The 26,122-nt window shown below is 57.6% G+C and carries 25 protein-coding genes; 12 read left to right on the top strand and 13 right to left on the bottom strand.

From position 1 onward, the window contains the following. Positions 1-43 precede the first annotated feature (43 nt). The 3 genes from ACKLKD_RS15135 to ACKLKD_RS15125 form a co-directional block, all read right to left on the bottom strand. The gene (locus ACKLKD_RS15135; protein ID WP_025710959.1) at positions 44-925 is read right to left on the bottom strand and encodes a DMT family transporter; all 882 of its coding nucleotides are present in this window, start codon (positions 923-925) and stop codon (positions 44-46) included. Positions 926-1,067: 142 nt separating this feature from the next. Beyond that, positions 1,068-1,955, bottom strand: coding sequence for a methylenetetrahydrofolate reductase (metF, locus tag ACKLKD_RS15130; RefSeq protein WP_002882952.1), 888 nt, complete (start codon positions 1,953-1,955; stop codon positions 1,068-1,070). A 227-nt stretch (positions 1,956-2,182) separates the two neighbouring features. Next, on the bottom strand, positions 2,183-3,091 hold the full coding sequence (locus tag ACKLKD_RS15125; RefSeq protein ID WP_025710957.1) for a LysR family transcriptional regulator: 909 nt from the start codon (positions 3,089-3,091) through the stop codon (positions 2,183-2,185). A 91-nt stretch (positions 3,092-3,182) separates the two neighbouring features. On the opposite strand from ACKLKD_RS15125, the gene ACKLKD_RS15120 reads away from it, so the two are divergent. Then, positions 3,183-3,554: a carboxymuconolactone decarboxylase family protein gene (locus ACKLKD_RS15120; RefSeq protein ID WP_087805120.1), complete on the top strand. Its 372-nt coding sequence runs from the start codon at positions 3,183-3,185 to the stop codon at positions 3,552-3,554. A gap of 37 nt (positions 3,555-3,591) precedes the next feature. Here the strand turns inward: ACKLKD_RS15120 and ACKLKD_RS15115 are convergent, their stop codons facing one another. Further along, entirely contained in the window at positions 3,592-6,024 is a 2,433-nt protein-coding gene (locus ACKLKD_RS15115) for a bifunctional aspartate kinase/homoserine dehydrogenase II (RefSeq protein WP_087805122.1), read from the bottom strand. 2 nt (positions 6,025-6,026) lie between these two features. Continuing rightward, positions 6,027-7,187 carry a cystathionine gamma-synthase gene (metB, locus tag ACKLKD_RS15110; protein ID WP_087805124.1) on the bottom strand — a complete coding sequence of 387 codons (1,161 nt, stop codon included), beginning with the start codon at positions 7,185-7,187 and terminating at the stop codon, positions 6,027-6,029. Between the two features lie 267 nt (positions 7,188-7,454). Here metB and metJ point away from each other — a divergent pair, with 267 nt between their 5' ends. Then, positions 7,455-7,772 carry a met regulon transcriptional regulator MetJ gene (metJ, locus tag ACKLKD_RS15105; RefSeq protein WP_002882924.1) on the top strand — a complete coding sequence of 106 codons (318 nt, stop codon included), beginning with the start codon at positions 7,455-7,457 and terminating at the stop codon, positions 7,770-7,772. 101 nt (positions 7,773-7,873) lie between these two features. Here metJ and rpmE read toward each other — a convergent pair whose 3' ends face one another. After that, entirely contained in the window at positions 7,874-8,086 is a 213-nt protein-coding gene (gene rpmE / locus ACKLKD_RS15100; protein ID WP_002882922.1) for a 50S ribosomal protein L31, read from the bottom strand. Positions 8,087-8,338: 252 nt separating this feature from the next. On the opposite strand from rpmE, the gene priA reads away from it, so the two are divergent. The 7 genes from priA (at position 8,339) to rraA (ending at position 16,306) form a co-directional block, all read left to right on the top strand. Then, a complete protein-coding gene (gene priA / locus ACKLKD_RS15095; RefSeq protein ID WP_025710954.1) occupies positions 8,339-10,534 on the top strand; it encodes a primosomal protein N' in 2,196 nt (731 codons plus the stop codon). Between the two features lie 150 nt (positions 10,535-10,684). After that, positions 10,685-11,713 carry a DNA-binding transcriptional regulator CytR gene (gene cytR / locus ACKLKD_RS15090; protein WP_025710953.1) on the top strand — a complete coding sequence of 343 codons (1,029 nt, stop codon included), beginning with the start codon at positions 10,685-10,687 and terminating at the stop codon, positions 11,711-11,713. A 93-nt stretch (positions 11,714-11,806) separates the two neighbouring features. Then, on the top strand, positions 11,807-12,772 hold the full coding sequence (ftsN, locus tag ACKLKD_RS15085) for a cell division protein FtsN (protein WP_080897834.1): 966 nt from the start codon (positions 11,807-11,809) through the stop codon (positions 12,770-12,772). Between the two features lie 91 nt (positions 12,773-12,863). After that, the gene (gene hslV, locus ACKLKD_RS15080) at positions 12,864-13,394 is read left to right on the top strand and encodes an ATP-dependent protease subunit HslV (protein WP_002882918.1); all 531 of its coding nucleotides are present in this window, start codon (positions 12,864-12,866) and stop codon (positions 13,392-13,394) included. Between the two features lie 9 nt (positions 13,395-13,403). Next, a complete protein-coding gene (gene hslU / locus ACKLKD_RS15075; RefSeq protein WP_080897835.1) occupies positions 13,404-14,738 on the top strand; it encodes an HslU--HslV peptidase ATPase subunit in 1,335 nt (444 codons plus the stop codon). Positions 14,739-14,807: 69 nt separating this feature from the next. Continuing rightward, positions 14,808-15,728: a 1,4-dihydroxy-2-naphthoate polyprenyltransferase gene (gene menA, locus ACKLKD_RS15070; RefSeq protein WP_080897836.1), complete on the top strand. Its 921-nt coding sequence runs from the start codon at positions 14,808-14,810 to the stop codon at positions 15,726-15,728. 92 nt (positions 15,729-15,820) lie between these two features. Next, positions 15,821-16,306 (top strand): ribonuclease E activity regulator RraA, encoded by a 486-nt coding sequence (rraA, locus tag ACKLKD_RS15065; RefSeq protein WP_025710951.1) that lies wholly within the window; start codon positions 15,821-15,823, stop codon positions 16,304-16,306. 61 nt (positions 16,307-16,367) lie between these two features. Here rraA and pfkA read toward each other — a convergent pair whose 3' ends face one another. The 3 genes from pfkA to cpxP form a co-directional block, all read right to left on the bottom strand. Beyond that, positions 16,368-17,330 (bottom strand): 6-phosphofructokinase, encoded by a 963-nt coding sequence (gene pfkA, locus ACKLKD_RS15060; RefSeq protein WP_002882911.1) that lies wholly within the window; start codon positions 17,328-17,330, stop codon positions 16,368-16,370. A 196-nt stretch (positions 17,331-17,526) separates the two neighbouring features. Next, positions 17,527-18,429 (bottom strand): CDF family cation-efflux transporter FieF, encoded by a 903-nt coding sequence (gene fieF, locus ACKLKD_RS15055; protein ID WP_002882907.1) that lies wholly within the window; start codon positions 18,427-18,429, stop codon positions 17,527-17,529. A 158-nt stretch (positions 18,430-18,587) separates the two neighbouring features. Continuing rightward, a complete protein-coding gene (gene cpxP, locus ACKLKD_RS15050) occupies positions 18,588-19,091 on the bottom strand; it encodes a cell-envelope stress modulator CpxP (RefSeq protein ID WP_002882903.1) in 504 nt (167 codons plus the stop codon). 149 nt (positions 19,092-19,240) lie between these two features. Here cpxP and cpxR point away from each other — a divergent pair, with 149 nt between their 5' ends. Then, positions 19,241-19,939, top strand: coding sequence for an envelope stress response regulator transcription factor CpxR (gene cpxR / locus ACKLKD_RS15045; RefSeq protein WP_002882901.1), 699 nt, complete (start codon positions 19,241-19,243; stop codon positions 19,937-19,939). Then, positions 19,936-21,309 (top strand): envelope stress sensor histidine kinase CpxA, encoded by a 1,374-nt coding sequence (cpxA, locus tag ACKLKD_RS15040; RefSeq protein ID WP_025710950.1) that lies wholly within the window; start codon positions 19,936-19,938, stop codon positions 21,307-21,309. Before cpxR ends, cpxA begins: the two co-directional genes overlap by 4 nt. A 67-nt stretch (positions 21,310-21,376) precedes the next feature. On the opposite strand, the gene yiiM is transcribed toward cpxA, so the two are convergent. Then, on the bottom strand, positions 21,377-22,051 hold the full coding sequence (gene yiiM / locus ACKLKD_RS15035; protein WP_025710949.1) for a 6-hydroxyaminopurine reductase: 675 nt from the start codon (positions 22,049-22,051) through the stop codon (positions 21,377-21,379). A 72-nt stretch (positions 22,052-22,123) separates the two neighbouring features. Continuing rightward, the gene (gene sodA / locus ACKLKD_RS15030; RefSeq protein ID WP_025710948.1) at positions 22,124-22,744 is read right to left on the bottom strand and encodes a superoxide dismutase [Mn]; all 621 of its coding nucleotides are present in this window, start codon (positions 22,742-22,744) and stop codon (positions 22,124-22,126) included. A 289-nt stretch (positions 22,745-23,033) separates the two neighbouring features. Between sodA and rhaT the strand changes: the two genes are divergently transcribed. Continuing rightward, the gene (gene rhaT / locus ACKLKD_RS15025) at positions 23,034-24,068 is read left to right on the top strand and encodes an L-rhamnose/proton symporter RhaT (RefSeq protein ID WP_002882892.1); all 1,035 of its coding nucleotides are present in this window, start codon (positions 23,034-23,036) and stop codon (positions 24,066-24,068) included. A 32-nt stretch (positions 24,069-24,100) separates the two neighbouring features. On the opposite strand, the gene rhaR is transcribed toward rhaT, so the two are convergent. Beyond that, on the bottom strand, positions 24,101-24,946 hold the full coding sequence (rhaR, locus tag ACKLKD_RS15020) for an HTH-type transcriptional activator RhaR (RefSeq protein ID WP_002882891.1): 846 nt from the start codon (positions 24,944-24,946) through the stop codon (positions 24,101-24,103). 73 nt (positions 24,947-25,019) lie between these two features. Further along, the gene (gene rhaS / locus ACKLKD_RS15015) at positions 25,020-25,856 is read right to left on the bottom strand and encodes an HTH-type transcriptional activator RhaS (protein ID WP_025710946.1); all 837 of its coding nucleotides are present in this window, start codon (positions 25,854-25,856) and stop codon (positions 25,020-25,022) included. Positions 25,857-26,122: the final 266 nt, after the last annotated feature.

Here is a 26,122-nt window from a genome sequence, read left to right as displayed (position 1 = left end):
TCAGCCGGGTGTTTTTTTATGTTTCTCTGCGGGCCGGAACAGGCTATGCCCCTCGTCTCTTGATACTGATCATCGCCAACGCCAGTACTATCAACGCAATGCCACAGCCCTCCACCTTCCCCGGATTTTCATCTAGCAGCCACCAGGAAAACAGCACGCCACAGACCGGTACGGCCAGCGTACTCAGGCCAGCGATACTCGCCGGTAAATTACGCAATACAAAAAGCCACAAACTCCAGGCCAGCGCCGTTGCCAGGATCGCGCTGTAAGCCAGGGCCCAGAAAACGCCGGGCTGCCAGTCTACCGCCCGTTGCGGGACGAGCCAGGCCACTACGCTCATTACCACGGCGGCATACAGCATCTGCCAGGTCGTTAGCGCCAGCAAATCAACCTGCGGATATCGGGTATACATGCGCTTCGCAACGATCGCACCTGCCCCCCAGCTCACGCCGGAGAGGATTGCCAGCAAGGCGCTTTTCAGAGAAGTAAAGTCGAGTTGCCACGGTTGCAGGACGAGTATCAGACCCACGCATGCCACCCCGATGGCGATATATTGCCATCGCCGCATACGCTCACCTAAGAATAACGCGGCCATCACCACCACCCAGAATGGCATGGTGTAACTCAGGATCGCCACTTTACCGGCGCCACCGCTCATTAGCGCCCACTGCGCCAGACCAACCATGCCACAGGTTTGCAATAACGCGATCGCCAGGGTATAGCCGAAAGGCGTCGGCTTGAGCGCTTTACCGCGGATCAACATCACTATCCACAGCACCACGGCGCCAAAAATACAGCGCAGCGCCGTGAAGTCAAAGGCGCCGATATAGCTCGTCACTTGCTTCATCGCGATCCAGCTAAAGCTCCAGATCAGCGTTAATAACGCCAGCCCACCAAACGCCAGCGGATCGCGCTTCCTTGTCATTGCATAACCCGTCCCTGTCAATTATCAGGCTGGCACTATACGCGCTTTATCTTCTGCTCTCCCCTGACCTGTATCAGCGTTTTGGGCAAAAAAAAGCGATGGCGAAATCAGCTTCGCCATCGCACTAGACGGTAATGAAAACTCAGGCCGGGCGTACGCCCAGTGTATGGCAGATGGCGTAGCTCATCTCAGCGCGGTTCAGGGTGTAGAAGTGGAAATCTTTGACCCCTTCCCGGCTTAAGATCTTCACCATATCCATGGCGATGTTGGCCCCCACCAGCTGACGGGTTTCGGCGTCATTATCCAGCCCTTCAAACATTTTCGACATCCACACCGGGATACGGACGTTGGTCATATCCGCAAACTTTTTCGCCTGTTTAAAGTTGGAGACCGGCAGGATACCCGGAATGATTTCCACGTCGATGCCCGCCGAAACGCAGCGATCGCGAAAACGCAGGTAGCTTTCCACATCGAAGAAGAACTGAGTGATCGCGCGGTTGGCGCCCGCCTCGACTTTACGCTTCAGGTTCAGCAAATCCGCCTGTGCGCTTTTCGCTTCCGGATGCACTTCAGGATACGCGGCGACAGAGATATCAAAATCGCCCACCTCTTTCAGCAGCGTCACCAGATCGGCGGCGTACATATCCGGTTTACCGCTCCCCGGCGGCAGGTCACCGCGCAGGGCGACGATATGGCGGATACCGTTATTCCAGTAATCCTGGGCGATAGTGCGCAGCTCATCACGGCTGGCATCAATACAGGTCAGGTGCGGTGCTGCTTCCAGACCGGTTCGCTCTTTGATGCCCTTAATGATGCTGTGCGTGCGATCGCGCTCGCCGGAGTTCGCGCCATAGGTCACCGAAACAAACTTTGGTTTCAGACTGCTCAGGCGATCGATGGATTTCCACAGGGTTTGCTCCATTTCACTGGTCCGCGGCGGAAAGAACTCAAAGGACACATTAATCTGGCCCTGGACTTCCGCCAGGCTCTGATTCAGGGCTTCCCGCTGATTGGCGTGAAAAAAGCTCATACCTTACCTCATCAATCGCTTGTAATGGCTGTTATATTGCGAACTTCTATACGTTTAGACGTCCAGATGTAAAAATGACGGAAAAGCGCGCGGGCGTCAATAGAAAAATCTGCGTAAAGAGTGAGGAATAGGCCTCCAAAATGAAAAAAATTCATCTTCCGGCGTTTTGCCAGCCGAAAGAGCTCGCTCTGTAGTCAATATGGGGTAGTACGATGTTCAGCCTGAAACTAGCGAGTCGTCAGGTGCTTATCAAGCAGAGGGAGCCATTGCTGCACAGATTCCGCCTGGTGAGGCGCATAGACCACGCCAAGGCTTAACGGCATCGTATCGCCCTCAGCCACCGGGCAGAACGCCACCCCCTGACGCTGAATCGCGGAAAAGGAGGCCGGCAGCAGGATCATCCCTTCCCCACGCGCAATACGCGCCAGCAGCACATCATGCTCGGCCGGCTCTTCCACATAAGTCGGGGCATAGCCAGCCCGGTCGAAAATGCGGCGCGTGTAGTCAAAGAAATCAGGGTTACGCTCGCGTTTAAACCAGAACAGCGGCCGATGATTGAGCGCGCTTAACGTCAGCCCTGGCCTGGCGGCTTCCGGCCATGAGGCCGGTAATGCCGAAATCAGCGGTTCCTGATACGGCAAGGGATGCAGAAGCAGCCCTTCGGTATTCAGCGGCAGCGCGACCAGCGCCGCATCAAGTTTGCCTTTGCGCACCTGTTGAGCCAACACCGGTGAAGCGTGGCGAGTAACAGACAACACGCGGGTATGTTCACTCAAAGCAGACTCAACGGCGGCGAAAATACCTTGTTCAAAGGCAGTGGTCACGCCCAGATGCAGAGGCTGAGGCGAGCGGGTGGCAAGCTCACTCAATGCCGCCAGGGTGCGCGCCTGGAGCGCCAGCATAGGCTGAATGATCTCCAGCACCTCTCTTCCCGCATCGGTCAGGATCAGGCCTTTGCTATGGCGCAGGAACAACGTCACCCCCAGCTGCGTTTCCAGATGGCGAATATGGCGGGTCAGCGGCGGCTGCGAGATAAATAACCGCTGCGCCGCCCGGCTGATGTTATTTTCCTCCGCCACCACGGCAAAAGCGCGCAGCAGGCGAAGATCCAGGGAATGTAATCGCGACGTTGTCATACTGAAAAGGTATCACGAAAAGGGTATTACTCAAGTCCGGTAAACTTCCCTACCCTTCCTCTTAACGCACCATCACAGAGAGGAAAAAACGATGTCCAGCGAACGTTATATCATCGGTCAGGAAATGCTTCAGCGGGTGGATGGCAGTGGCGGGGAGGCCGTCGTCGACAGCCTGCGGGATATCGCCCCCGATTTCGCCCGCTATCTGATCGAGTTCCCCTTCGGCGACATTTACGCTAGGCCAGGGCTCGATTTACGCAGCCGGGAAATCGCCACCATCGCCGCGCTCACCGCGTTGGGTAACGCCGCGCCGCAGCTGAAAGTACACATTGCCGCGGGATTAAATGTCGGCCTGACGCAGGAGGAGATTACGGAAGCGATCATGCAGATGGCAGTCTATGCCGGATTTCCGGCGGCGCTAAACGGTCTGTTTGCCGCCAAAGCGGTTTTTGCGGCGCATTAACAAAAAGACCAGGCTTTGCCTGGCCTTTTTCTCGCGACTACAGCAGTTGCGCCAGACGGTTGATATCCGACTGGATAGCCCCGGCAGTCACATCGCGCCCGGCGCCGGGCCCGCGGATCACCAGCGGGTTATCGCGATACCAGCGGCTTTCGATGGCAAACACGTTATCGCACGGCAGCAGCGCCGCCAGCGGGTGCTCTTCGCGTACCGCTTCCACACCGACGCGTGCTTTGCCGTTGGCATCAAAGCGCGCCACGTAGCGGAGCACCAGCCCCATTTCACGAGCCGCCTCCAGACGCTGCAGCATTTGCTCGTTCAGCTCTTCGCCATTCTCAAAGAAGTGATCAACTGAACCCTCTTCGCAGTGGGCAGGGACCAGCGATTCCACACGTACCTGATCCGGTTCGATGTCATAGCCCGCTTCCCGCGCGAGGATCACCAGCTTGCGCATCACATCTTTACCAGACAGATCGACGCGCGGATCCGGCTCGGTCAGCCCCTGCTGCCACGCCTGATCCACCAGGTCGGTGAACGGCACGGTGCCATCAAACTGCAGGAACAGCCAGGAGAGCGTTCCCGAGAAGATACCGCTCAGGCCGAGGATGGTATCGCCGCTATCGATCAGATCGCGCACCGTATGGTTCACCGGCAACCCGGCGCCCACGGTAGCGTTATACAACCAGTGGCGACCCGTCTTCTCAAACGCGTCGTGGATCTGGCGATATTTATCGCTGCTGCTGGCGCCCGCCAGCTTGTTGGCGCTAATGACGTGGAAGCCATGGCTGGCGAAATCAAGATACTGGTCGGCCAGCTGTTCGCTGGCGGTGACGTCCAGCACGACTAAATCATCATACGGGTGCGCGCGCATCCACAGGAACAGCGACTCTTCATCCTGCTCTACCGCTTCATCGTTGAAGAAAGCCAGCGCCCGGCTGGCATCCAGCCCGTCGTAGTTCAGCAGGCTGCGTTTACTGTCGACTACGCCGGCGAGAATAAACTCAAAGCCGGTGCGCGCTGACAGCGTGGTTTGTTCACGGGCGAACAGCTCCAGCCAGCGGGAACCGATGTTCCCTTTGCCGAACAGCATCAGACCGATACGCTTTTCGGCGCGAAACAAGGACTGGTGCAGCCCCTGGATCAAGCTTTCCGTCGGCCCGGCGCGCAGCACCGCCACCAGGCTGATCCCCTCTTCAGACTGCCAGGTAAACTCCACCGGCTGCCCTTTAAGCTGCTGCCAGAAACGGTGGCAGTGCAGTGGGTTACGGGTGACACCCGCGCCCACCATCGCCACCAGTGCCAGCTTCTGACGCAGACGCAGCTCGCCCGGCAGACCGGCTTCATCGAGCAGCTTCAGCGCGCTGTCAGCCACCTCGGAGGTGTAGCAGAACTGCAGCAGCTTACGGTCGGCATGGACGCCAACGGCTAACGGGCGCAGCTGGGCGCGTTTGAGCAGAGCGTCCAGCTCTTTATGCGCCAGTTTGAAATCGTGACCGGCCGGCACCTGGAATTCCACCAGACAGACGTCATCATGGCTGGTGACAATCCGCGCACCGGTACCGGAGGCCAGCACGCGCTCAATGCGCGTGGAGCCCTGTTCCGGCGTATAGCTGCAGCGTAACTGCAGATCGATATCGCTGGCGGAGACCGGCTGCAGCGTGCGGGCATGGAGCACCGGCGCGGCCAGGCGCGCCAGCTCGCTGGCTTCATCCAGACGCAGCAGCGGCAGCAGACAGGCGTCTTTGACCTTACGTGGATCCGCGCTGTACACCCCGGCGACGTCGCTCCAGATGGTGACGCGAGAGGCGCCCGCCAGCGCACCGATCTGCGTGGCGGAGTAGTCAGACCCGTTACGGCCCAGCAGGACGGTTTCTCCGGCCTGGTTGCGGGAGATAAAGCCGGTCACCACCAGACGTTTATTAGGATGCTGCGCCATCAGCTGCTGCAGCAGTGGATAAGATAATCCCTCATCCACCTGCGGCTGCGCGGCGCGTTCCGCGCGCAGGAAAGCGCGGGCGTCAAGCCAGGCGGCTTCCATACCCAGCTGGTTGAGGACCGCCGCCATCAGGCGTGCGGACCAAACTTCCCCATGGCCGACCACTTCCGCATAAACGGCTTCGGTAACCCCGCCGTCCAGCAGGCCTGCCAGACGCTCAAGGTCGTGGATAAAAGCGGCGATCAACGTATCCGCCGCCGCTGGCTCCAGTAAACCGCCAATCAGCTCGGTGTGATAGCGGCGAAGCGACTGCTGGACCTGATGCGCAGCGAGGCGATCGCTCTGGCTAAGTTTAAGCCAGCTGATCAGCTGGTTGGTGGTGCTGCCAGCGGCAGAGACGACCATCATGTCCCCCGCCTGCGAATACTCTGTCATGATCCCCGCGACGCGCAGGTAACATTTCGCATCCGCTAAACTACTCCCACCAAATTTGTGCAGCTGACGACCCTTCGCCCCTGCCTGCGCAATCACACTCATCTTTATTCCTCGTTTGCTGCCCGGAAGCCATTTTCCAGGTCGGCAATTAAATCTTCACCATCTTCAATACCGGTTGAAATACGCAGGAGCGTTTCTGAAATTCCGGCGGCGGCACGCGCTTCAGGCGCCATGCCGGCATGCGTCATGGTTGCCGCATGGGAAATCAGGCTTTCAACGCCCCCCAGCGATTCCGCCAGTGTAAACAGCGACAGCCCGCTCAGGAAACGGCGCAGCGTCTGCTCGTCACCGTCCAGCTCGAAGCTTAACATTGCGCCAAAACCTTTTTGCTGACGCGCCGCAATTTCATGCCCCTGGTTTTCCGGCAGCGACGGATGATACAGCTTTTTCACCAGCGGCTGGGTTTTCAGATACTCAACGATCGCCAGGGCATTACGCTGCGCCACTTCCATACGCGGAGACAGCGTCCGCAAACCGCGCAGCAGCAGGTAGCTATCGAAGGCGCTGCCGGTGACGCCAATATTATTCGCCCACCATGCCAGTTCGGTGACAGTCGCCGGATCTTTGGCAATCACCACCCCGGCCACCACATCGGAGTGGCCATTCAGGTATTTAGTACAGGAATGCAACACCAGATCGGCACCCAGCGCCAGCGGGTTTTGCAGCGCCGGGCTCAGGAAGGTGTTATCGACCACGCTGATCGCCCCGGCCTCGCGCGCCAGGCCGCAGATTTTCGCAATATCCACCACCCGCAGCAATGGATTACTTGGGCTTTCCACCAGCACCAGCTTCGGTTTTTCCGCCAGCGCTGCCCGCAGCGCCTGCTCATCGTTTTGATCGACGAACTGAACGCGATAGCAGCCGCGCTTCGCCAGGCTGTCGAACAGACGGTAGCTGCCGCCGTAGCAGTCGTGCGGCGCCACCAGCAGATCGCCCGGTTTAAGGAACACCGTCGTCACCAGCAGGATCGCCGACATTCCGGTATTGGTCAGCACCGCGCCGGCGCCGCCCTCCAGCTCCGCTAAGGCGCGCTGCACCACATCGCGCGTCGGGTTGCCGCGACGGGAATAATCGTGGGCGCGAGGTTCGTTAAAGCCGGTGAAATTATAGGTGCTGGAAAGGTGGATCGGCGGGACAACGCAACCGTACTGCTCGTCGTCATTTAAACCGCTACGCACTGCGATGGTGGCCTGTTTACGCGTCATGTTGGGAAGTTCCTGGGCTGAGTCGGTGAAAAGTCAGGCTCCAGAGTAATCATTGTCACAATAGACGTCAATACATCTGGACATCTAAACTTCTTTGCGTATAGATTGAGCAAAGTGCAAATAGCCGTTAAAATTATATGCATTAGCGCACGCCGACGGCGGCTTATCTCATGTCAGAAAGCCCGCGCATACGGTAAACTACGCGCAATTATAGCCCGGGCGGAATATTCTGGCCCTTCACTAATAAACAGAGGATTAAGGTATCTCATGGCTGAATGGAGCGGCGAATATATCAGCCCATACGCTGAGCACGGTAAGAAGAGTGAACAAGTAAAGAAAATTACGGTTTCCATTCCTCTGAAGGTGTTAAAAATCCTCACCGATGAACGCACGCGTCGTCAGGTGAATAACCTGCGTCATGCAACCAACAGCGAACTGCTGTGCGAAGCATTCCTGCATGCCTTTACCGGACAACCGTTGCCTAACGATGAAGACCTGCGTAAAGAGCGCAGCGATGAGATCCCGGAAGCGGCAAAAGCGATTATGCGTGAACTGGGGATCGACCCGGATACGTGGGAATACTGAGACGATAAAAAGGGCGGAAGCAATCTTCCGCCCTTTTTCTTTCCCGCCCAGGCAGGCGAGAGAGACAAAAAAGCCGCCCTGAGGCGGCTTTTTCTGGCAACTTACTTGCTGCCCGGGATGCTGAAGCGCTTGTTGAAGCGGTCAACACGGCCACCGGTAGCAACATCACGCTGTTTGCCGGTGAAGAACGGGTGGCATTTGCCGCACACGTCGAGGTTCAGGTCGTGACCAACGGTGGAGCGGATTTTCATGACATTACCGCAAGAACAGGTAGCAGTAATTTCGTCGTAATTTGGGTGAATACCTTTTTTCATGGGAGAACCTCAGTTAAGGCCGCGTCGCTCTTCCAGCCCTAACGCCAGACACCACGCGATATTAGTAATTTCCCGTCGCCTTCTACGCTGCTGACAGCGTGAAGCACGCGGTAATGGTCAATCTTCAATGCGATATAAAGCGCATCAAAGGCGGCGAATCATACAGAATTTGACCAGCATATGCAAACTGATCCGCGCCGCCTTATCGTAATGTGTATACTATCCCGCCAGATTTCAAGTCAGGAAGATGACATGTCCGTCGCCCACGTTGCCCTACCCGTTCCGCTACCGCGCACTTTTGACTACCTGCTGCCTGAAGGCATGGCGGTCAAAGCGGGCTGTCGGGTGCGGGTGCCGTTCGGCAAACAGGAGCGGATCGGCATTGTCGCGGCGGTGAGCGAGCGCAGCGAACTGCCGCTGGATGAGCTAAAACCGGTCGCCGAAGCGCTGGACGACGAGCCGGTCTTCTCCACGACTGTCTGGCGACTGCTGATGTGGGCGGCTGAGTATTACCATCACCCGATCGGCGATGTGCTGTTCCATGCATTACCCGTTATGCTGCGCCAGGGCAAACCCGCCAGCGCCACGCCGCTGTGGTACTGGTTCGCCACCGAGCAGGGGCAGGTTGTCGACCTTAACGGCCTGAAACGCTCCCGGAAGCAGCAGCAGGCGCTGGCGGCGCTGCGCCAGGGTAAAATCTGGCGTCATCAGGTTGGCGAACTGGAATTCAATGAAGCGGCGCTGCAGGCGCTGCGCGGCAAAGGGCTGGCGGAGCTGGCCTGCGAAGCGCCCGCCCTCACCGACTGGCGCAGCGCGTATTCGGTTGCCGGCGAACGCCTGCGCCTGAATACCGAGCAGGCCACCGCCGTCGGGGCGATCCACAGCGCCGCCGATCGTTTCTCCGCCTGGCTGCTGGCGGGTATTACCGGCTCCGGGAAAACGGAAGTCTATTTGAGCGTGCTGGAGAATGTGCTGGCGCAGGGGCGCCAGGCGCTGGTGATGGTGCCGGAGATCGGCCTGACGCCGCAAACCATCGCCCGATTTCGCCAGCGCTTTAACGCGCCGGTGGAAGTGCTGCACTCCGGGCTCAATGACAGCGAACGTCTCTCGGCCTGGCTGAAGGCGAAAAATGGCGAAGCGGCCATTGTGATCGGCACCCGCTCCTCGCTGTTTACCCCATTTAAAGATCTCGGCGTCATCGTCATCGACGAAGAGCATGACAGCTCCTACAAGCAGCAGGAAGGCTGGCGCTACCATGCCCGCGACCTGGCGGTATGGCGCGCCCACAGCGAGCAGATCCCGATAATTCTCGGCTCGGCGACGCCGGCGCTGGAGACTCTGCATAACGTCCGCCAGGGTAAATACCGCCAGTTAACCTTAAGCAAACGCGCGGGCAATGCGCGCCCGGCCCAGCAGCACGTGCTCGATCTCAAAGGGCAACCGCTGCAGGCGGGCCTGTCTCCCGCGCTGATTAGCCGTATGCGCCAGCACCTGCAAGCGGATAACCAGGTGATCCTGTTTCTTAACCGCCGCGGCTTTGCGCCAGCGCTGCTGTGCCACGATTGCGGCTGGATAGCGGAATGCCCGCGCTGCGACAGTTACTATACGTTGCACCAGGCGCAGCACCATCTGCGCTGCCACCATTGCGACAGCCAGCGCCCGATCCCGCGCCAGTGTCCTTCCTGCGGCTCCACGCATCTGGTGCCGGTAGGGATCGGCACCGAGCAGCTGGAGCAGGCCCTGGCGCCGCTGTTCCCTGAGGTGCCTATCTCGCGTATCGACCGCGATACCACCAGCCGCAAAGGAGCGCTGGAGGAGCATCTCGCCGCCGTCCATCGCGGCGGGGCGCGTATTCTGATTGGCACCCAAATGCTGGCCAAAGGGCACCACTTCCCGGACGTCACTCTCGTCTCCCTACTGGATGTCGACGGGGCGCTGTTTTCCGCTGATTTCCGCTCCGCAGAGCGTTTCGCTCAGCTTTATACCCAGGTCTCCGGACGAGCGGGCCGGGCAGGAAAACAGGGCGAGGTCATTCTTCAAACCCACCATCCGGAACACCCTCTACTGCAGACCCTGCTGTATAAAGGCTACGACGCCTTTGCCGAACAGGCGCTGGCAGAGCGGCGGACGATGCAGCTGCCGCCGTGGACCAGCCATGTGCTGATTCGTGCGGAAGACCATAACAACCAGCAGGCGCCGCTGTTTTTACAACAGCTGCGCAATCTGCTGCAGGCCAGCCCGCTGGCCGACGAAAAGCTATGGGTGCTCGGTCCGGTTCCGGCGCTGGCGCCAAAGCGCGGCGGCCGCTGGCGCTGGCAAATATTGCTGCAGCATCCTTCGCGGGTGCGTCTGCAACATATCGTTAGCGGTACGCTGGCGCTGATCAATACGCTTCCGGAGGCGAGAAAAGTGAAGTGGGTGCTGGATGTCGATCCGATTGAAGGATAAGCCTTCTCTTGCGAGCCGGATCGAAAAATTTAACAAGCATCACGTTTTTCATGAAAATTCTGTAACTCACTGCCGCGACTATCTGATAAAAATGATGCAGCAGTTAGCGCCCAAGGGAAATGCCAGCGCCATTCAGCGAGGAGAAACCAGGTGAAGCCCAAAAAACAAGTGGTTGCCGCCACCATGAAAGACGTCGCCCTCAAGGCAAACGTTTCCACGGCAACCGTGTCCCGAGCGTTGATGAACCCTGATAAGGTGTCGCAAGCCACCCGTAACCGGGTCGAGCAGGCGGCGCTGGAAGTCGGCTATTTACCGCAGTCGCTCGGACGCAATATGAAGCGCAACGAATCGCGGACGATCCTCGTGATCGTCCCGGATATCTGCGATCCCTTCTTTAGTGAAGTGATCCGCGGTATTGAAGTCACTGCCGCCGAGCACGGCTATCTGGTGTTAATCGGCGATTGCGCCCACCAGAATCAGAAAGAAAAAACCTTTATCGACCTTATCATCACCAAGCAGATCGACGGCATGGTGCTGCTCAGTTCGCGCCTGCCGTTCGACGCCAGCGTGGAAGAGCAGCGCAATTTGCCGCCGATGGTCATGTCGAACGAGTTCGCGCCGGAGCTGGAGCTACCCACCGTCCACATCGATAACCTGACGGCAGCCTTTAACGCGGTGAATTATCTCCATGAGCTGGGACACCAGCGTATCGGCTGTATCGCCGGCCCGGAAGATATGCCGCTGTGCCATTATCGCCTGCAGGGCTATGTGCAGGCGCTGCGCCGCTGCGGTATCACCGTCGATCCGCACTATATCGCTCGCGGCAACTTTACCTTCGAAGCCGGCGCCAATGCGCTGGAGCAGTTGCTGTCGCAGCCGATACCGCCTACCGCCGTCTTCTGCCATAGCGATGTAATGGCGCTGGGCGCCTTATCGCTGGCGAAACGCCGCGGCCTGAAGGTGCCGGACGACCTGTCAATTGTCGGCTTCGATAACATCGCGTTGTCTGAATTTTGCGACCCGCCGTTGACCACGGTTTCACAGCCACGGTTTGATATCGGCCGTGAAGGAATGCTGCTATTACTGGAGCAAATGCAGGGCCATAACGTGAACAGCGGCTCGCGTCTGCTCGATTGCGAACTGATTGTTCGCGGCAGTACGCAAAAAATCAGACGATAACCATCAGGCTTTCGGGCCTGCTCTTCTGGTCAAAGGCCCGCCGCTTAAGTAACATGGCGGGCTGACGAACGAATATAAGACAGCGAAACGATAGTGGCACAACGAGATTATGTACGCCGCAGCCAACCGGCTTCTTCGCGGCGCAAAAAGAGCACGACCCGAAGCTCAAGGAATAAGCAAAGCAGCCTTCCGGCAATTTCACCGGCGATGGTGGCGATCGCGGCGGCTGTGCTGGTGGCCTTTATCGGTGGCCTCTATTTCATTACGCACCATAAGAAAGAAGAAGCGGAAGCGATGCAAAATCGCCAGGCCGCCGGCAACGGCTTGCCGCCCAAACCGGAAGAGCGCTGGCGCTATATTAAAGAGCTGGAAAGCCGCCAGCCGGGTGTTCGCGCGCCAACCGAACCGACCGCCGGTGGCGAAGTCATGAAACCGGAACAGCTGACCGACGAGCAGCGCCAGCTGCTCGCCCAGATGCAGGCCGATATGCGCCAGCAGCCAACCCAGTTGACCGAAGTGCCGTGGAACGAACAAACGCCGGCGCAGCGCCAGCAGACGCTGCAGCGTCAGCGTTTAGCACAGCAGCAACAGCAGGCGCAACAGCAGCAGTGGACGCAAACTCAGCCGCAGGCCGTTCAACAGCAGCCGCGCGTCCAGCAGCCGAAGCCGGTTCAGCAGCAACAGCCGAAGCAGACCGCGTCGAACCAGCAGCCGTATCAGGATCTGCTGCAGACGCCGGCGCATACCAATACCACGCAGCCGCGTACCCAGGCCGCGGCGCCAGTGACTCGCGTGGAAGAAACGCCGAAAACGACCGCCGAGAAGAAAGACGATCGTAGCTGGATGATCCAGTGCGGCTCCTTTAAGGGCGCTGAGCAGGCCGAAAGCGTCCGCGCTCAGCTGGCTTTTGAAGGGTTTGCTTCGCACATCACCACTAACAACGGCTGGAACCGCGTGGTCATTGGCCCGCTGAAAGGCAAAGAAAGCGCCAACGAGATGATCACCCGCCTGAAGATGGCCGGACACGCGAACTGCATTCGTCTCGCCGCCAGGGGTTGAAACCCTCAAAATCCCCCCCATCTATAATTGCATTCGGCCCCGCGAACAGCGCGGGGCCCCTGTTCCGCTTTTGCAACCAAGGGGTCTGCTCGTGACTACAATTGTAAGTGTTCGCCGTAACGGCCATGTTGTTATTGCCGGTGATGGCCAGGCCACGCTGGGCAACACCGTGATGAAGGGCAACGTGAAAAAAGTGCGTCGTCTGTACAACGATAAAGTGATTGCCGGTTTTGCTGGCGGCACTGCTGATGCCTTCACGCTGTTCGAACTGTTTGAACGTAAACTGGAAATGCACCAGGGCCATCTGGTGAAGGCCGCCGTTGAGCTGGCCAAAGACTGGCGAACCGATCGGATGTTGCGCAAGCTGGAAGCGCTGCTGGCCGTCGCAGACGAAAACGCGTCGCTCATCATCACCGGTAACGGCGACGTGGTACAGCCAGAAAACGATTTGATTGCTATCGGCTCCGGCGGTCCTTACGCCCAGGCCGCGGCCCGCGCGCTGCTGGAAAATACCGATATGGGCGCGCGCGACATCGCCGAGAAAGCGTTGGATATTGCAGGTGATATCTGCATCTATACCAACCATTTCCACACCATCGAAGAATTACCTTCTAAAGCGTAAGGATCTCCCATGTCTGAAATGACCCCACGCGAAATTGTCAGCGAACTGGACAAACACATTATCGGCCAGGACGCCGCCAAGCGTTCTGTTGCTATCGCCCTGCGTAACCGCTGGCGCCGGATGCAGCTTAACGAAGAGCTGCGTCATGAAGTCACGCCGAAAAACATTCTGATGATCGGCCCAACCGGCGTCGGTAAAACCGAGATTGCCCGTCGTCTGGCAAAACTGGCCAACGCGCCGTTTATTAAAGTTGAAGCGACCAAGTTCACCGAAGTGGGCTATGTCGGTAAAGAAGTGGACTCGATCATCCGCGATCTGACCGACGCAGCGATCAAAATGGTGCGCATGCAGTCCATCGATAAAAACCGTTACCGCGCGGAAGAGCTGGCGGAAGAGCGCGTGCTTGACGTGCTGATCCCTCCGGCGAAAAACAACTGGGGCCAGGCTGAACAGCCGCAGGAACCCTCTGCTGCGCGCCAGGCGTTCCGCAAGAAACTGCGTGAAGGCCAGCTGGACGATAAAGAGATTGAAATCGATCTCGCTGCGGCGCCGATGGGCGTTGAAATCATGTCCCCTCCGGGCATGGAAGAGATGACCAGCCAGCTGCAGTCCATGTTCCAGAACCTCGGCGGCCAGAAGCAGAAACCGCGTAAGCTGAAAATCAAAGACGCGATGAAGCTGCTGATTGAAGAAGAAGCGGCCAAACTGGTCAACCCGGAAGAGCTGAAGCAGGAAGCCATTGACGCGGTAGAGCAGCACGGTATCGTCTTTATCGATGAAATCGACAAAATCTGTAAGCGCGGCGGCAACACTTCCGGCCCGGATGTGTCTCGTGAAGGCGTACAGCGCGACCTGCTGCCGCTGGTGGAAGGCTGCACCGTCTCCACCAAGCACGGGATGGTGAAAACCGACCACATCCTGTTTATCGCCTCCGGCGCGTTCCAGGTGGCCAGCCCGTCCGATCTGATCCCTGAGCTGCAGGGGCGTCTGCCGATCCGCGTTGAGCTGAAAGCGCTGACCACCCATGACTTCGAGCGCATCCTGACCGAGCCGAATGCCTCCATCACCGTGCAGTACAAAGCGCTGATGGCGACCGAAGGGGTGAATATCGAATTCACCGAAGACGGTATCAAGCGTATCGCCCAGGCCGCGTGGCAGGTAAACGAAACCACCGAGAACATCGGTGCGCGTCGCCTGCACACCGTGCTGGAGCGTCTGGTGGAAGATATCTCCTATGATGCCAGCGAGATGAACGGCCAGACCGTCACTATCGATGCCGAATATGTGAGTAAACACCTGGATGTTCTGGTGGCAGATGAAGATCTGAGCCGTTTTATCCTATAATCCGGTGCAATGCATTTTCATCACTGTTGATGGGGGCTATCGCCCCCATTTTTATTGGCTAAAATAACTATGACTGATATCAGCCGTTCACAGGCGTGGCTGGAAAGCCTGCGTCCTAAAACGTTACCGCTGGCATTTGCCGCGATTATTGTTGGCACCGTCCTTGCCTGGGAGCAGGGCCATTTTGATCCCTGGGTTGCCCTGCTGGCGCTGATCACCGCCGGCTTGCTGCAAATTCTTTCCAACCTCGCCAATGACTACGGCGACGCGGTTAAGGGGAGCGATAAACCGGATCGCATCGGGCCGCTGCGCGGGATGCAGAAAGGGGTGATTACCCCCCAGCAGATGAAGCGCGCCCTGATCGTCACCGTCGTACTCATCTGCCTGTTTGGTCTGGCGCTGCTGTGCGCCGCCTGGCAGAGCGTCGGCGATTTCATCGGCTTCCTCGCCCTGGGAGGCCTGTCTATCGTGGCCGCCATCACCTACACGGTGGGCACCCGTCCGTATGGATATATTGGTCTGGGTGATATCTCAGTACTCGTTTTCTTCGGCTGGCTGAGCGTCCTCGGCAGCTGGTATCTGCAAGCCCATAATGTGGAAGCGGCCATTTTTCTGCCGGCGACAGCCTGCGGTCTGCTGGCGACCGCCGTGCTAAACATCAATAATCTGCGCGATATCGACAGCGACCGGCAGAACGGGAAGAACACCCTCGCCGTGCGCCTGGGCCCGGTCAATGCCCGCCGCTATCATGCCTGCCTGCTGCTCGGCGCCCTGCTGTGTCTGGCGCTATTTAACCTGCTGGCGCTGCATTCAGCCTGGGGCTGGCTGTTTATTCTCGCCACGCCGCTGCTGGTGAAACAGGCGCGCTACGTCCTGCGCGAACCCGATCCGCTGGCGATGCGGCCAATGCTCGAAAAGACGGTCAAAGGGGCCTTACTGACCAACCTGCTGTTTGTTATCGGAATTATTGCCAGTAAGCTGATGGCTTAACTGACAAATATCAATTAACAATTGATGATTTTGCCAACAATGCGATTCGCGGGATATACTAAAAACTCTCGCAGCAACTGAACGTTAAGCCTATGAAATACGATACTTCCGAGCTTTGTGACATCTACCAGGAAGATGTCAACGTCGTGGAACCGCTGTTCTCTAACTTTGGAGGACGGTCGTCGTTTGGTGGACAGATCATTACGGTTAAATGTTTCGAGGATAACGGGTTGCTCTACGATCTGCTCGAGCAGAATGGCCGTGGTCATATTCTCCTGATCGACGGCGGCGGCTCAGTACGACGCGCGTTAATTGACGCCGACCTGGCGCGTCTGGCCGCCCAGAATGAATGGGAAGGGTTGGTGGTCTATGGCGCGGTGCGCCAGGTTGACGACCTTGAGGAACTGGACATCGGCATCCAGGCGCTGGCGGCCATCCCGGTCGGCGCGGCGGGCGAAGGCATCGGCGAAAGCGACGTGCGCGTCAATTTCGGCGGGGTGACCTTCTTCTCCGGCGACCATCTGTATGCCGATAACACCGGGATGATCCTCTCGGAAGACCCGCTGGATATCGAATAAACCTTCCGCCATAAAAAAGGCCTTCTCCATGAGAAGGCCTTTTGTTTATCCGGCGCGTAACTTAGTACAGTTTCTTCGCGCAATCCAGCCAGTCGTTCTTGAATGGACGCTTCATGTTCTCGATGGCATCGATGATGTCGTGGTGCACCAGCTTCTCGTTCTGGATGCCGACGCAACGACCACCATGGCCCTGCAGCAGCAGCTCAATCGCATAGGCGCCCATGCGGGAAGCCAGGATGCGGTCGTAAGGAACCGGGGAACCGCCGCGCTGAATGTGGCCGAGGACGGTGGCGCGAGTTTCACGCCCGGTTTCTTTCTCGATGTAGCTTGCCAGTTCGTCAACGTCGCACATGTGCTCGGTGATGGCCACGATAGCGTGTTTCTTCCCTTTCGCGATACCGGCTTTGATTTCTGCCACCAGATCGTCACGGGTATATTCCACTTCCGGCACCATGATGAACTCACAGCCACCGGCAATCGCCGCCGCCAGAGTCAGGTCGCCGCAATAACGGCCCATCACTTCCACCACGGAGATACGCTGGTGGGAAGAAGAGGTGTCGCGCAGACGGTCAATCGCTTCCACCACGGTGCTCAGGGCGGTGAAAAAGCCGATGGTGTAGTCAGTGCCTTTGATATCGTTGTCGATAGTGCCTGGCAGACCGATGCACGGGAAGCCCATCTCGGTCAGGCGCATCGCCCCCATATAGGACCCGTCACCACCGATAACCACCAGCGCGTCCAGGCCGCGCTTCTTCATGTTTTCGATAGCCACAGCGCGAATGTGTTCTTCGCGGAATTCCGGGAAGCGAGCGGAGCCCAGGAAGGTGCCGCCGCGGTTGATCATGTCGGAAACGCTGTAACGGTCGAGCTGAACCATACGGTCTTCATACAATCCGAGGTAACCGTCATAGATTCCAAAAACTTCCAGACCTTCCGTTAATGCCGCGCGCACCACGCCACGAATTGCTGCGTTCATGCCCGGCGCATCACCGCCACTTGTCAACACACCGATTTTCTTAATCATGACTACCTCTGAACTTAGGAAGCAAAAAATAATTCTGTTGCCTGAAGCGCTCCCTCACCAGGAGTGCACGACGCTAATGACAATAGTATATCAAACGCCTCAAGCTGAATTGATTCAGGTCAGACCAAACGGCGGTAATTTATACAAAAAATGCCGATCTGCCCCACATTTTTACATCGAGTTTACAGACTATAACCTAACGCTCAAAAAAGCCCTGCTGCGCCGCTGGCACCACAGAACTGGGATCCTGATGGATAATGACATCAGAACCCGGGAAACGGCGCAGAATCGCCTGCTCCACCTGGTCTGCAATCACATGGGCTTGCACCAGCGGGAGGTTATCTTCCATTTCCAAATGAATCTGAATAAAGCGGGTCGGCCCTGACTGCCGCGTTCGTAGATCGTGCGCCCCGCGGATACCGGGCCATGCGGTCACGATGGTGATAATGTCCTGACGCTCCTCGTCAGGCAAGGCGCGGTCGAGTAGTGACTGAACCGCCTCATAGCCCATCCGCAGCGCGCTATATAAAATATAGATGCCAATTCCTAAGGCAAACAACGCATCGGCGCGATGCCAGCCATACCAGGAGAGGCCCAGCGCCACCAGAATGGCGCCGTTCATCATAACATCAGACTGATAATGAAGCATATCCGCCCGCACCGCCTGGCTCTGGGTTTTTCGCACCACCCAGCGCTGGAAAGTCACCAGCGCCAGCGTACTAACGAGGGCGATCAACGTGACGACGACACCAACGCCAGCGGCCTGCAGCGGCTCCGGACGCACCAGGTGCTGAATGCCGGTGAGAAACAGAAACAGCGCCGAGCCGGAGATAAACATGCTTTGCGCCAGCGCCGCCAGCGATTCCGCTTTGCCGTGGCCAAAGGTATGTTCTTCATCAGCAGGTTGCAGCGAATAGCGAACCACCAGCAGGTTGGTCAGCGAGGCGGCAATATCCACCAGCGAATCCACCAGCGCAGCCAGAATACTGACTGAACCGGTATACCACCACGCAAAAATTTTGATCAAAAGTAACGCGGAGGCCATGGCTGTCGCCGCGATAGCGGCGCGGCTGACCAACCGGCCATAAGATTGATTCATATAGGCTCCTTCTCCTGCACTGCGCTTAGTATAACCCGAACTTGTGACGCTCACGGGATAGGCGAAGGAGTTGATTTGCCGAAAAAAGGGCAAAAAAAACCCCCACATCATGTGGGGGAAGACAGGGATGGTGTCTATGGCAAGGAAAACAGGGTTTGTTACTGGGGTTGCAGGGTGTTGCTACTACTCGAAAGCATCATGGCTGAGCCTTTCTGCATCCTTGCAACCTCACGCAACTGATCCATACGTTGCTGGTGCTTAGCATTTAAAACCGCTTGCTGCTCTGGCGTAAGCAGGTGATACATCTGGTTGCGGACCTTAGCCATTTCGACCTGGCGGGCAACCTGTTCCTGCGCCATCTTTTCTGCCTGAGCGCGCACAGCGTTTTCATCAAAATTTTCTGCGGTGACAAGGCGATGCATTGTCTCCATTTCGCTAACATTAACGGGGAGCCTGTCGTGGCGTGCCCGTTGCATAAGATCCCGTAACTGCTGACGTTGCTGCTCGGTTAAACTTATGCCGTCAAACATATGGCTTTGGCTACCGCGCTGTCCCCCGTCGTCTCCGGGGAGCCAGTTAACGCTGGTAACGACTTCAGCGGCCTGGCTATATGCACTTAGCGCCAGCGTTGAGGCCATGACGGCAGCGATAACATTGCGCATCACATACTCCCAAAACGTTTGTGTCGCGATTCAACGAGAGACAGTCTACGATTCAGGCTGCAAACATGCGTCAGGGGGTGTAAAACAACGTAAAGTCATGGATTAGCGGGCCTTGATGACGTAATTTCTGCCTCGGAGGTATTTAAAAGATGAATAAAATCCTGTTAGTTGATGATGACCGGGAGCTCACCTCCCTGTTAAAAGAGCTGCTCGATATGGAAGGTTTTAACGTGCTGGTGGCCCATGATGGGGAACAGGCGCTGGCCCTTCTGGACGACAGCGTTGATTTATTGCTGCTCGACGTGATGATGCCGAAGAAAAACGGTATCGATACGCTGAAAGAGCTGCGTCAGACACACCAGACTCCGGTTATCATGCTAACAGCGCGCGGGAGCGAGCTGGATCGCGTTCTCGGCCTCGAACTGGGCGCGGATGACTATTTGCCTAAACCATTTAACGATCGCGAGCTGGTGGCCCGTATACGCGCGATTCTGCGTCGTTCCCACTGGAGCGAGCAGCAGCAGACGACCGAAGCCGGATCGCCAACGCTGGAAGTGGATGCCTTAAGTCTCAATCCGGGCCGTCAGGAAGCCAATTTCGACGGTCAGACGCTGGAGCTCACCGGTACCGAGTTCACCCTGCTCTATCTGTTAGCGCAGCATCTCGGCCAGGTGGTGTCCCGTGAGCATTTAAGTCAGGAAGTGTTAGGCAAGCGCCTGACGCCGTTCGACCGCGCTATCGATATGCATATTTCCAATCTGCGGCGTAAGCTGCCGGAGCGTAAAGATGGTCATCCGTGGTTTAAAACGCTGCGTGGTCGCGGGTATCTGATGGTTTCCGCTTCATGATTGGAAGTTTGACTGCACGCATCTTCGCCATCTTCTGGCTCACGCTGGCGCTGGTGTTGATGCTGGTGCTGATGTTGCCCAAACTGGATTCCCGGCAGATGACCGAGCTGCTGGAAAGCGAGCAGCGTCAGGGCATTATGATCGAACAGCACGTCGAGGCCGAGCTGGCGACCGATCCGCCAAACGACCTGATGTGGTGGCGCCGTCTGTTTCGCGCCATCGATAAATGGGCGCCACCGGGACAACGCCTGCTGCTGGTGACCAGCGAAGGCCGCGTGATCGGCGCAGAACGCAACGAGATGCAGATCATTCGTAACTTTATCGGCCAGGCCGATAATGCCGATCATCCGCAGAAAAAACGCTATGGCCGCCTGGAAATGGTGGGCCCGTTTTCCGTCAGGGACGGCGAGGATAACTATCAGCTCTATCTGATTCGTCCCGCCAGCACATCACAATCCGACTTTATCAACCTGCTGTTTGATCGACCATTGCTGCTGCTTATCGTCACGATGCTGGTCAGCGCCCCGCTGCTGCTGTGGCTGGCGTGGAGCCTGGCGAAACCGGCGCGTAAGCTGAAAAATGCCGCCGATGAAGTTGCCCAGGGTAACCTGCGGCAGCATCCGGAGCTGGAAGCCGGGCCGCAGGAGTTTTTAGCCGCTGGCGCCAGCTTTAACCAGATGGTCACCGCCCTGGAAAGGATGATGACCAGCCAGCAGCGGCTGCTGTCCGATATCTCGCACGAGCTGCGCACGCCGCTTACGCGCCTGCAGCTGGGTACCGCCCTGCTGCGCCGCCGCAGCGGTGAGAGCAAAGAGCTGGAGCGTATCGAAACCGAAGCGCACCGGCTGGACAGCATGATCAACGACCTGCTGGTGATGTCGCGCAATCAGGCAAAAAATGCGCTGGTCAGCGAGACGGTAAAAGCCAATCAGCTATGGGGGGAAGTGCTGGACAATGCGGCGTTTGAAGCCGAGCAGATGGGTAAATCTTTCACCGTTGAGTATCCGCCGGGCCCATGGCCGCTGTACGGCAACCCCAATGCGCTGGAAAGCGCGCTGGAGAATATCGTCCGCAACGCCCTGCGTTACTCGCACACGAAGATTTCCGTCAGCTTCTCGGTGGACAAAGACGGAATTACGGTTAACGTGGACGACGACGGCCCGGGCGTCAGCCCGGAGGATCGCGAACAGATTTTCCGGCCATTCTACCGGACCGACGAGGCGCGCGACCGCGAGTCCGGCGGCACCGGCCTGGGGCTGGCGATTGTCGAAACCGCTATTCAGCAGCACCGCGGCTGGGTGAAGGCCGACGACAGCCCGCTGGGTGGTCTGCGTTTAACAATCTGGCTGCCGCTATATAAACGAACCTGACGCCGACCCGGCCTGCGCTGTGCGGCGCTGCGCCGGGAGCATCCCCGGGAATACTTAATATGGGGGATTATTTCCCCCATAATCTCCGCGAACTATCCTCTATCTTGCCGCTTAAACGCCGTTTCTGCATCGTTCTGCTCCAGCTCACCGACAGGCCCGCTGCCGACAATAAACGATGATACTGGTCATCATCAAACGGCATCTGCCAGGCAATCGCCCCGGCTTCATGAACACTGACATCACTCAGCCGGGAAACCAGCTCGAGCGGCGCATCGCTGGAAACTTGCCCTCCGGCAATCACCCGGTACAGCCAGCCGGTTTTTCCGCTGTTTTGCATCAGCTGAGCCATATCATTGATCGCAAAATGAAAGTTGAGCTTGAAGCACGGCGATCGCGGCTGGGTGACCTGAATCAGCGCGTCGCCCCAGCGAAAGATATCGCCGATATAGACGTTTTGCTCGGTAAGCCCGGTGGTGGAGAGGTTTTCGCCGAACGCCGGCGCACAGAACCGCTCGGCCTGCTGGGGGAAGTCACGGATCCAGTCGGCATAGTGTTCGCGCGGATAGTGGCACAGCGCGCGGTCCGGACCGCCGTGGATTTTTTTCTCCGCCTGCTCGTCCCCTTCGAGACCGCGTTCGCCAAGCAGCAGTTCGCCATCAACCTGGATTTTACCGATCGCGCTGGGGCGACTGCCCGCGTAATCCCTGATTTTGCCGACAAAGACATTCACCGGATAATGCATGGCTGCTCTCCTTGCTACAGATATAAAAAAAGCGAGTCATCAGACTCGCTTCTCTCTTAGCGCAATGCAACCTTATTTTTTGGCGGCAAAACGCGCTGCAGCTTCGTCCCAGTTCACCACGTCCCAGAAGGCTTTGATGTAGTCCGGACGACGGTTCTGGAATTTCAGGTAGTAAGCGTGTTCCCATACGTCCAGACCCAGGATCGGGTAGCCGGAAGCGCCGGAAATGGCTTCGCCCATCAGCGGGGAATCCTGGTTAGCCGTGGAGACAACGGCCAGTTTGTCACCTTTCAGGACCAGCCACGCCCAGCCGGAGCCGAAACGGGTCGCAGCGGCTTTTTCAAATTCCGCTTTGAAGTTGTCTACGGAGCCGAAATCGCGCTCGATAGCCGCTTTCAGATCGCCCTGCAGGGTAGTGCCGGTTTTCAGGCCTTTCCAGAACAGGCTGTGGTTCGCGTGGCCGCCCGCGTTGTTACGCAGTACGGTTTTTTTGTCAGCCGGCAGCTGATCCAGTTTGGTGATCAGCTCTTCAGCGGACAGGTTAGCGAACTCCGGCAGGCTTTCCAGCGCGGCGTTGGCGTTGTTCACATAGGTCTGGTGGTGTTTAGTGTGATGGATCTCCATCGTCTGCTTGTCGAAGTGCGGTTCCAGAGCATCGTAAGCGTACGGCAGGGATGGCAGGGTATAGCTCATAATCATCTCCATTATTGTCGAGCGGCTCAAGTGTTAACGCCGCGTAAGCAGTTTGTCCATTATAGTTAATTAAATGGTATTGAAAATGCTTATCAATGCCGTATTTTTCATATGGATATAACCAGAAGAAATACCCGCCGTTTTGTGATGTAGAACAACTAATTAAGTCAGTGGTTGCCAGGGTTCGCCATCCTGTGGCAAGGACTTGAAGGCGGCCAAAGCGGCCAATTTTTACACTCATCACATCGGAAGCCGCCGTCTCCGATAAAAAAAGATGAGGATAAAATCAATGAACCACGCGATTACGATGGGTATTTTTTGGCATTTGATAGGGGCCGCCAGTGCCGCCTGTTTCTATGCCCCGTTCAAGAAAGTAAAACACTGGTCGTGGGAAACCATGTGGTCGGTTGGTGGGATTGTCTCCTGGCTGATCCTGCCCTGGGCCATCAGCGCCACGCTGTTACCCGATTTCTGGGCCTACTACCGCTCTTTTAGCGCCTCCACGCTGCTGCCGGTCTTTCTGTTCGGCGCCATGTGGGGCATCGGTAATATTAACTATGGCCTGACCATGCGCTATCTCGGCATGTCGATGGGGATTGGCATCGCCATTGGTATCACGCTGATTGTCGGCACGCTGATGACGCCCATTATTAACGGTCAGTTTGCAGTGCTGATGCACACCCAGGGCGGTCAAATGACGCTGCTCGGCGTGCTGGTGGCGGTGATTGGCGTCGGCATCGTCACCCGCGCGGGCCAGTTGAAAGAGCGTAAAATGGGCATTAAAGCCGAAGAGTTCAATCTGAAGAAAGGGCTTCTGCTGGCGGTGATGTGCGGCATCTTCTCGGCAGGGATGTCGTTCGCGATGAACGCCGCCAAACCGATGCATGATGCCGCCGCAGCGCTCGGCGTCGACCCGCTGTACGCTGCGCTGCCAAGCTATGTAGTCATTATGGGCGGCGGGGCGCTGGTCAATCTTGGCTTCTGCTTTATTCGTCTGGCGAAAGTGAAGAACCTGTCAGTCAAAGCCGATTTCTCGCTGGCAAAACCGCTTATCATCAGCAACCTTCTGCTCTCCGCCCTCGGCGGTCTGATGTGGTATCTCCAGTTCTTCTTCTATGCCTGGGGCCACGCCAGCATTCCGGCGCAGTATGACTATATGAGCTGGATGCTGCACATGAGCTTCTACGTGCTGTGCGGCGGAGTGGTGGGCCTGGTACTGAAGGAGTGGAACAATGCCGGCCGCCGTCCGGTGAGCGTCCTGAGCCTCGGCTGCGTGGTGATTATCATCGCCGCCAATATCGTCGGTCTGGGAATGGCCAGTTAACCATCGGGTCATCAGACAGACAATAACGGCCTTCAGGCGGCGGCGCGACTGCGCTGCCGCCACTGCCCCGGCGACATGCCGATTTCCCGGCTAAAAACCACCGAAAAGTAGTTACTGTCCTCAAAGCCGCACTGCATGGCGATATCGCCGATTAAGCGCTCGGTATGCTGCAGCAGGTACTGCGCGTGGCAGATCCGCAGCTGGCGTAAATAGTGATTGATGGTCATCCCGGTTTGCTGGCGGAACTGCTGACGAAGCGCCCGCTCGCTGCCGCCCTCTTGCTCGCAGAAACGCTCCAGAACAAAGGGGCGGCTAAGGCTGGCCGCCAGCGCGGCCAGCAGTTTGTCGAGCAATGCTTCGCGCTGCGTCGCCGCCGGATCATCCGTCGCGTAGCGATGGCGCTGCAGCGTCAGCGCCAGCTGGGCAAACAGCAGCTCAGCCATCGCATTTCCCTGCGCGTCGCGCCGGGCGCACTCATGCTCAAGCTGGCTAATCACCTGGCGCGCCTGCGCCATACCGGTGCTGCCCATGCGCCAGTGGGGCTTCCACGGCGTGCCGAAAAGGCCAGGGATCGCCCCGGCCCAGTCGAAATTGAGCTGCAGCCGCTCCGGGCAATAGATGATGTTCTGCAGAACGAGATCGTTAACGGAAGCATAGGAGTGTTTATCTTCGGCGCGAATATAGAACAGATCGCCGCGGGTAATGCGCCAGGGGCGATCGTTAAGGACGTGCAGCCCGTTGCCCCGCCACACCAGCACCAGCTCGCAGAACTCATGGGTATGTTCGGCAAAGACATTTTGCGGATAGCGGTCGGCCACCGCCACCGCCTGCGTGGCGGAAGGGAAAAACTCCTCTTTACGTAGAATCAGACCGGCCACGGCTCACACTCCAAACGCGGATAACGGCACATTATTCGCGTTTTTAGTCCGCAATACGTTGACTCTTCTCGCGTTACTGAAGAATGGCGTCGCGCCCCTGGCGGATATCGCGCGGTGACCAGTCAAACTCGCGGCGAAAAAGCGTCGAAAAATGATTACTGTCGCCAAAGCCGCAGCGATAAGCGATATCAGTCACGCTTTCATCGCTATGGCGCAACAGGTGGCGGGCCTTCATCAGGCGCACCCGATTAAGATAGCGCTGGGGCGTCAGGCCGGTCTGCTGCTTCAGCTGGCGGTGCAGGGTACGCAGCGACAGCGAAAACTGCGCCGCCGCCTCCTCCCAGCAGATCTCCTGCGCAAAATGGTCTTCCAGCCAGGCCAACAGTTGATTCAAGCGCGCATCGTTGTTGGTGGCCTCTTCCGCAAGGCTGCTTTTACGTAACAGCACCAGCAGCTGCATAAACAGGATCTCACGGCTGGCGACAGCATGGGTATCCGTGTCGCTCCCCACGGCCTCGATCTGCGCCACGATATGCCGCACCTGTTGCAGGACGGTCTGATTCACCCGCCAGTGCGACGGGTAGTTCCCTTCCTGCTCCTGGGGCAGGAGTTGACTGACCCCGGCGAGAAAGCGAAACGCATCCGGCGCGCGATAGAGCACATTGGTCAGACACAAATTGTCCGTGTGCTCGTAAAGATGGCGATCGTGATCGCGGATAAAACAGACCGAACCGCCGCCAATGGTATAGGGCTGGCCATTGAAGACGTGAATACCCGATCCCTGTTCCACGATAACTATTTCATGGAAATCATGATGATGTTCCGGAAAGGCCGACTGAGGGAGGCGGGGTTCAATAGCCACCGTCGAGATCCCGGCCTTAAAGAAATCCGTACTGTGCAATATGGTCATGATACCACCCTCGTAATGAGAAAAATTATCAGTCACCGGCTGATAGTAATGAAGGGTTGGCTATCCGGCCTTCAATTTTTGACCGCGAAATTCGTAAATCCTGCCGCTTTTTCAAGAATCAGCCGGAAAGATGCGGAACTGCGGACGCCATCACATCCCCCTCGCCACCCCCTAAAACTGCAAACTGTGATGTCCCTCACGGTCACCTTTGCTTTCTTGCCAGCGGCCAGTTTGCACTGTCCGTAATGAGAAGGTGTCAGTAAGCG

The organism is Klebsiella sp. 10982, assembly GCF_048589245.1.
GTDB lineage: Bacteria > Pseudomonadota > Gammaproteobacteria > Enterobacterales > Enterobacteriaceae > Klebsiella > Klebsiella quasivariicola.
The sequence above is the reverse complement of the archived record's forward strand: the minus strand, read 5'-3'. Positions and strand labels throughout refer to the sequence as shown.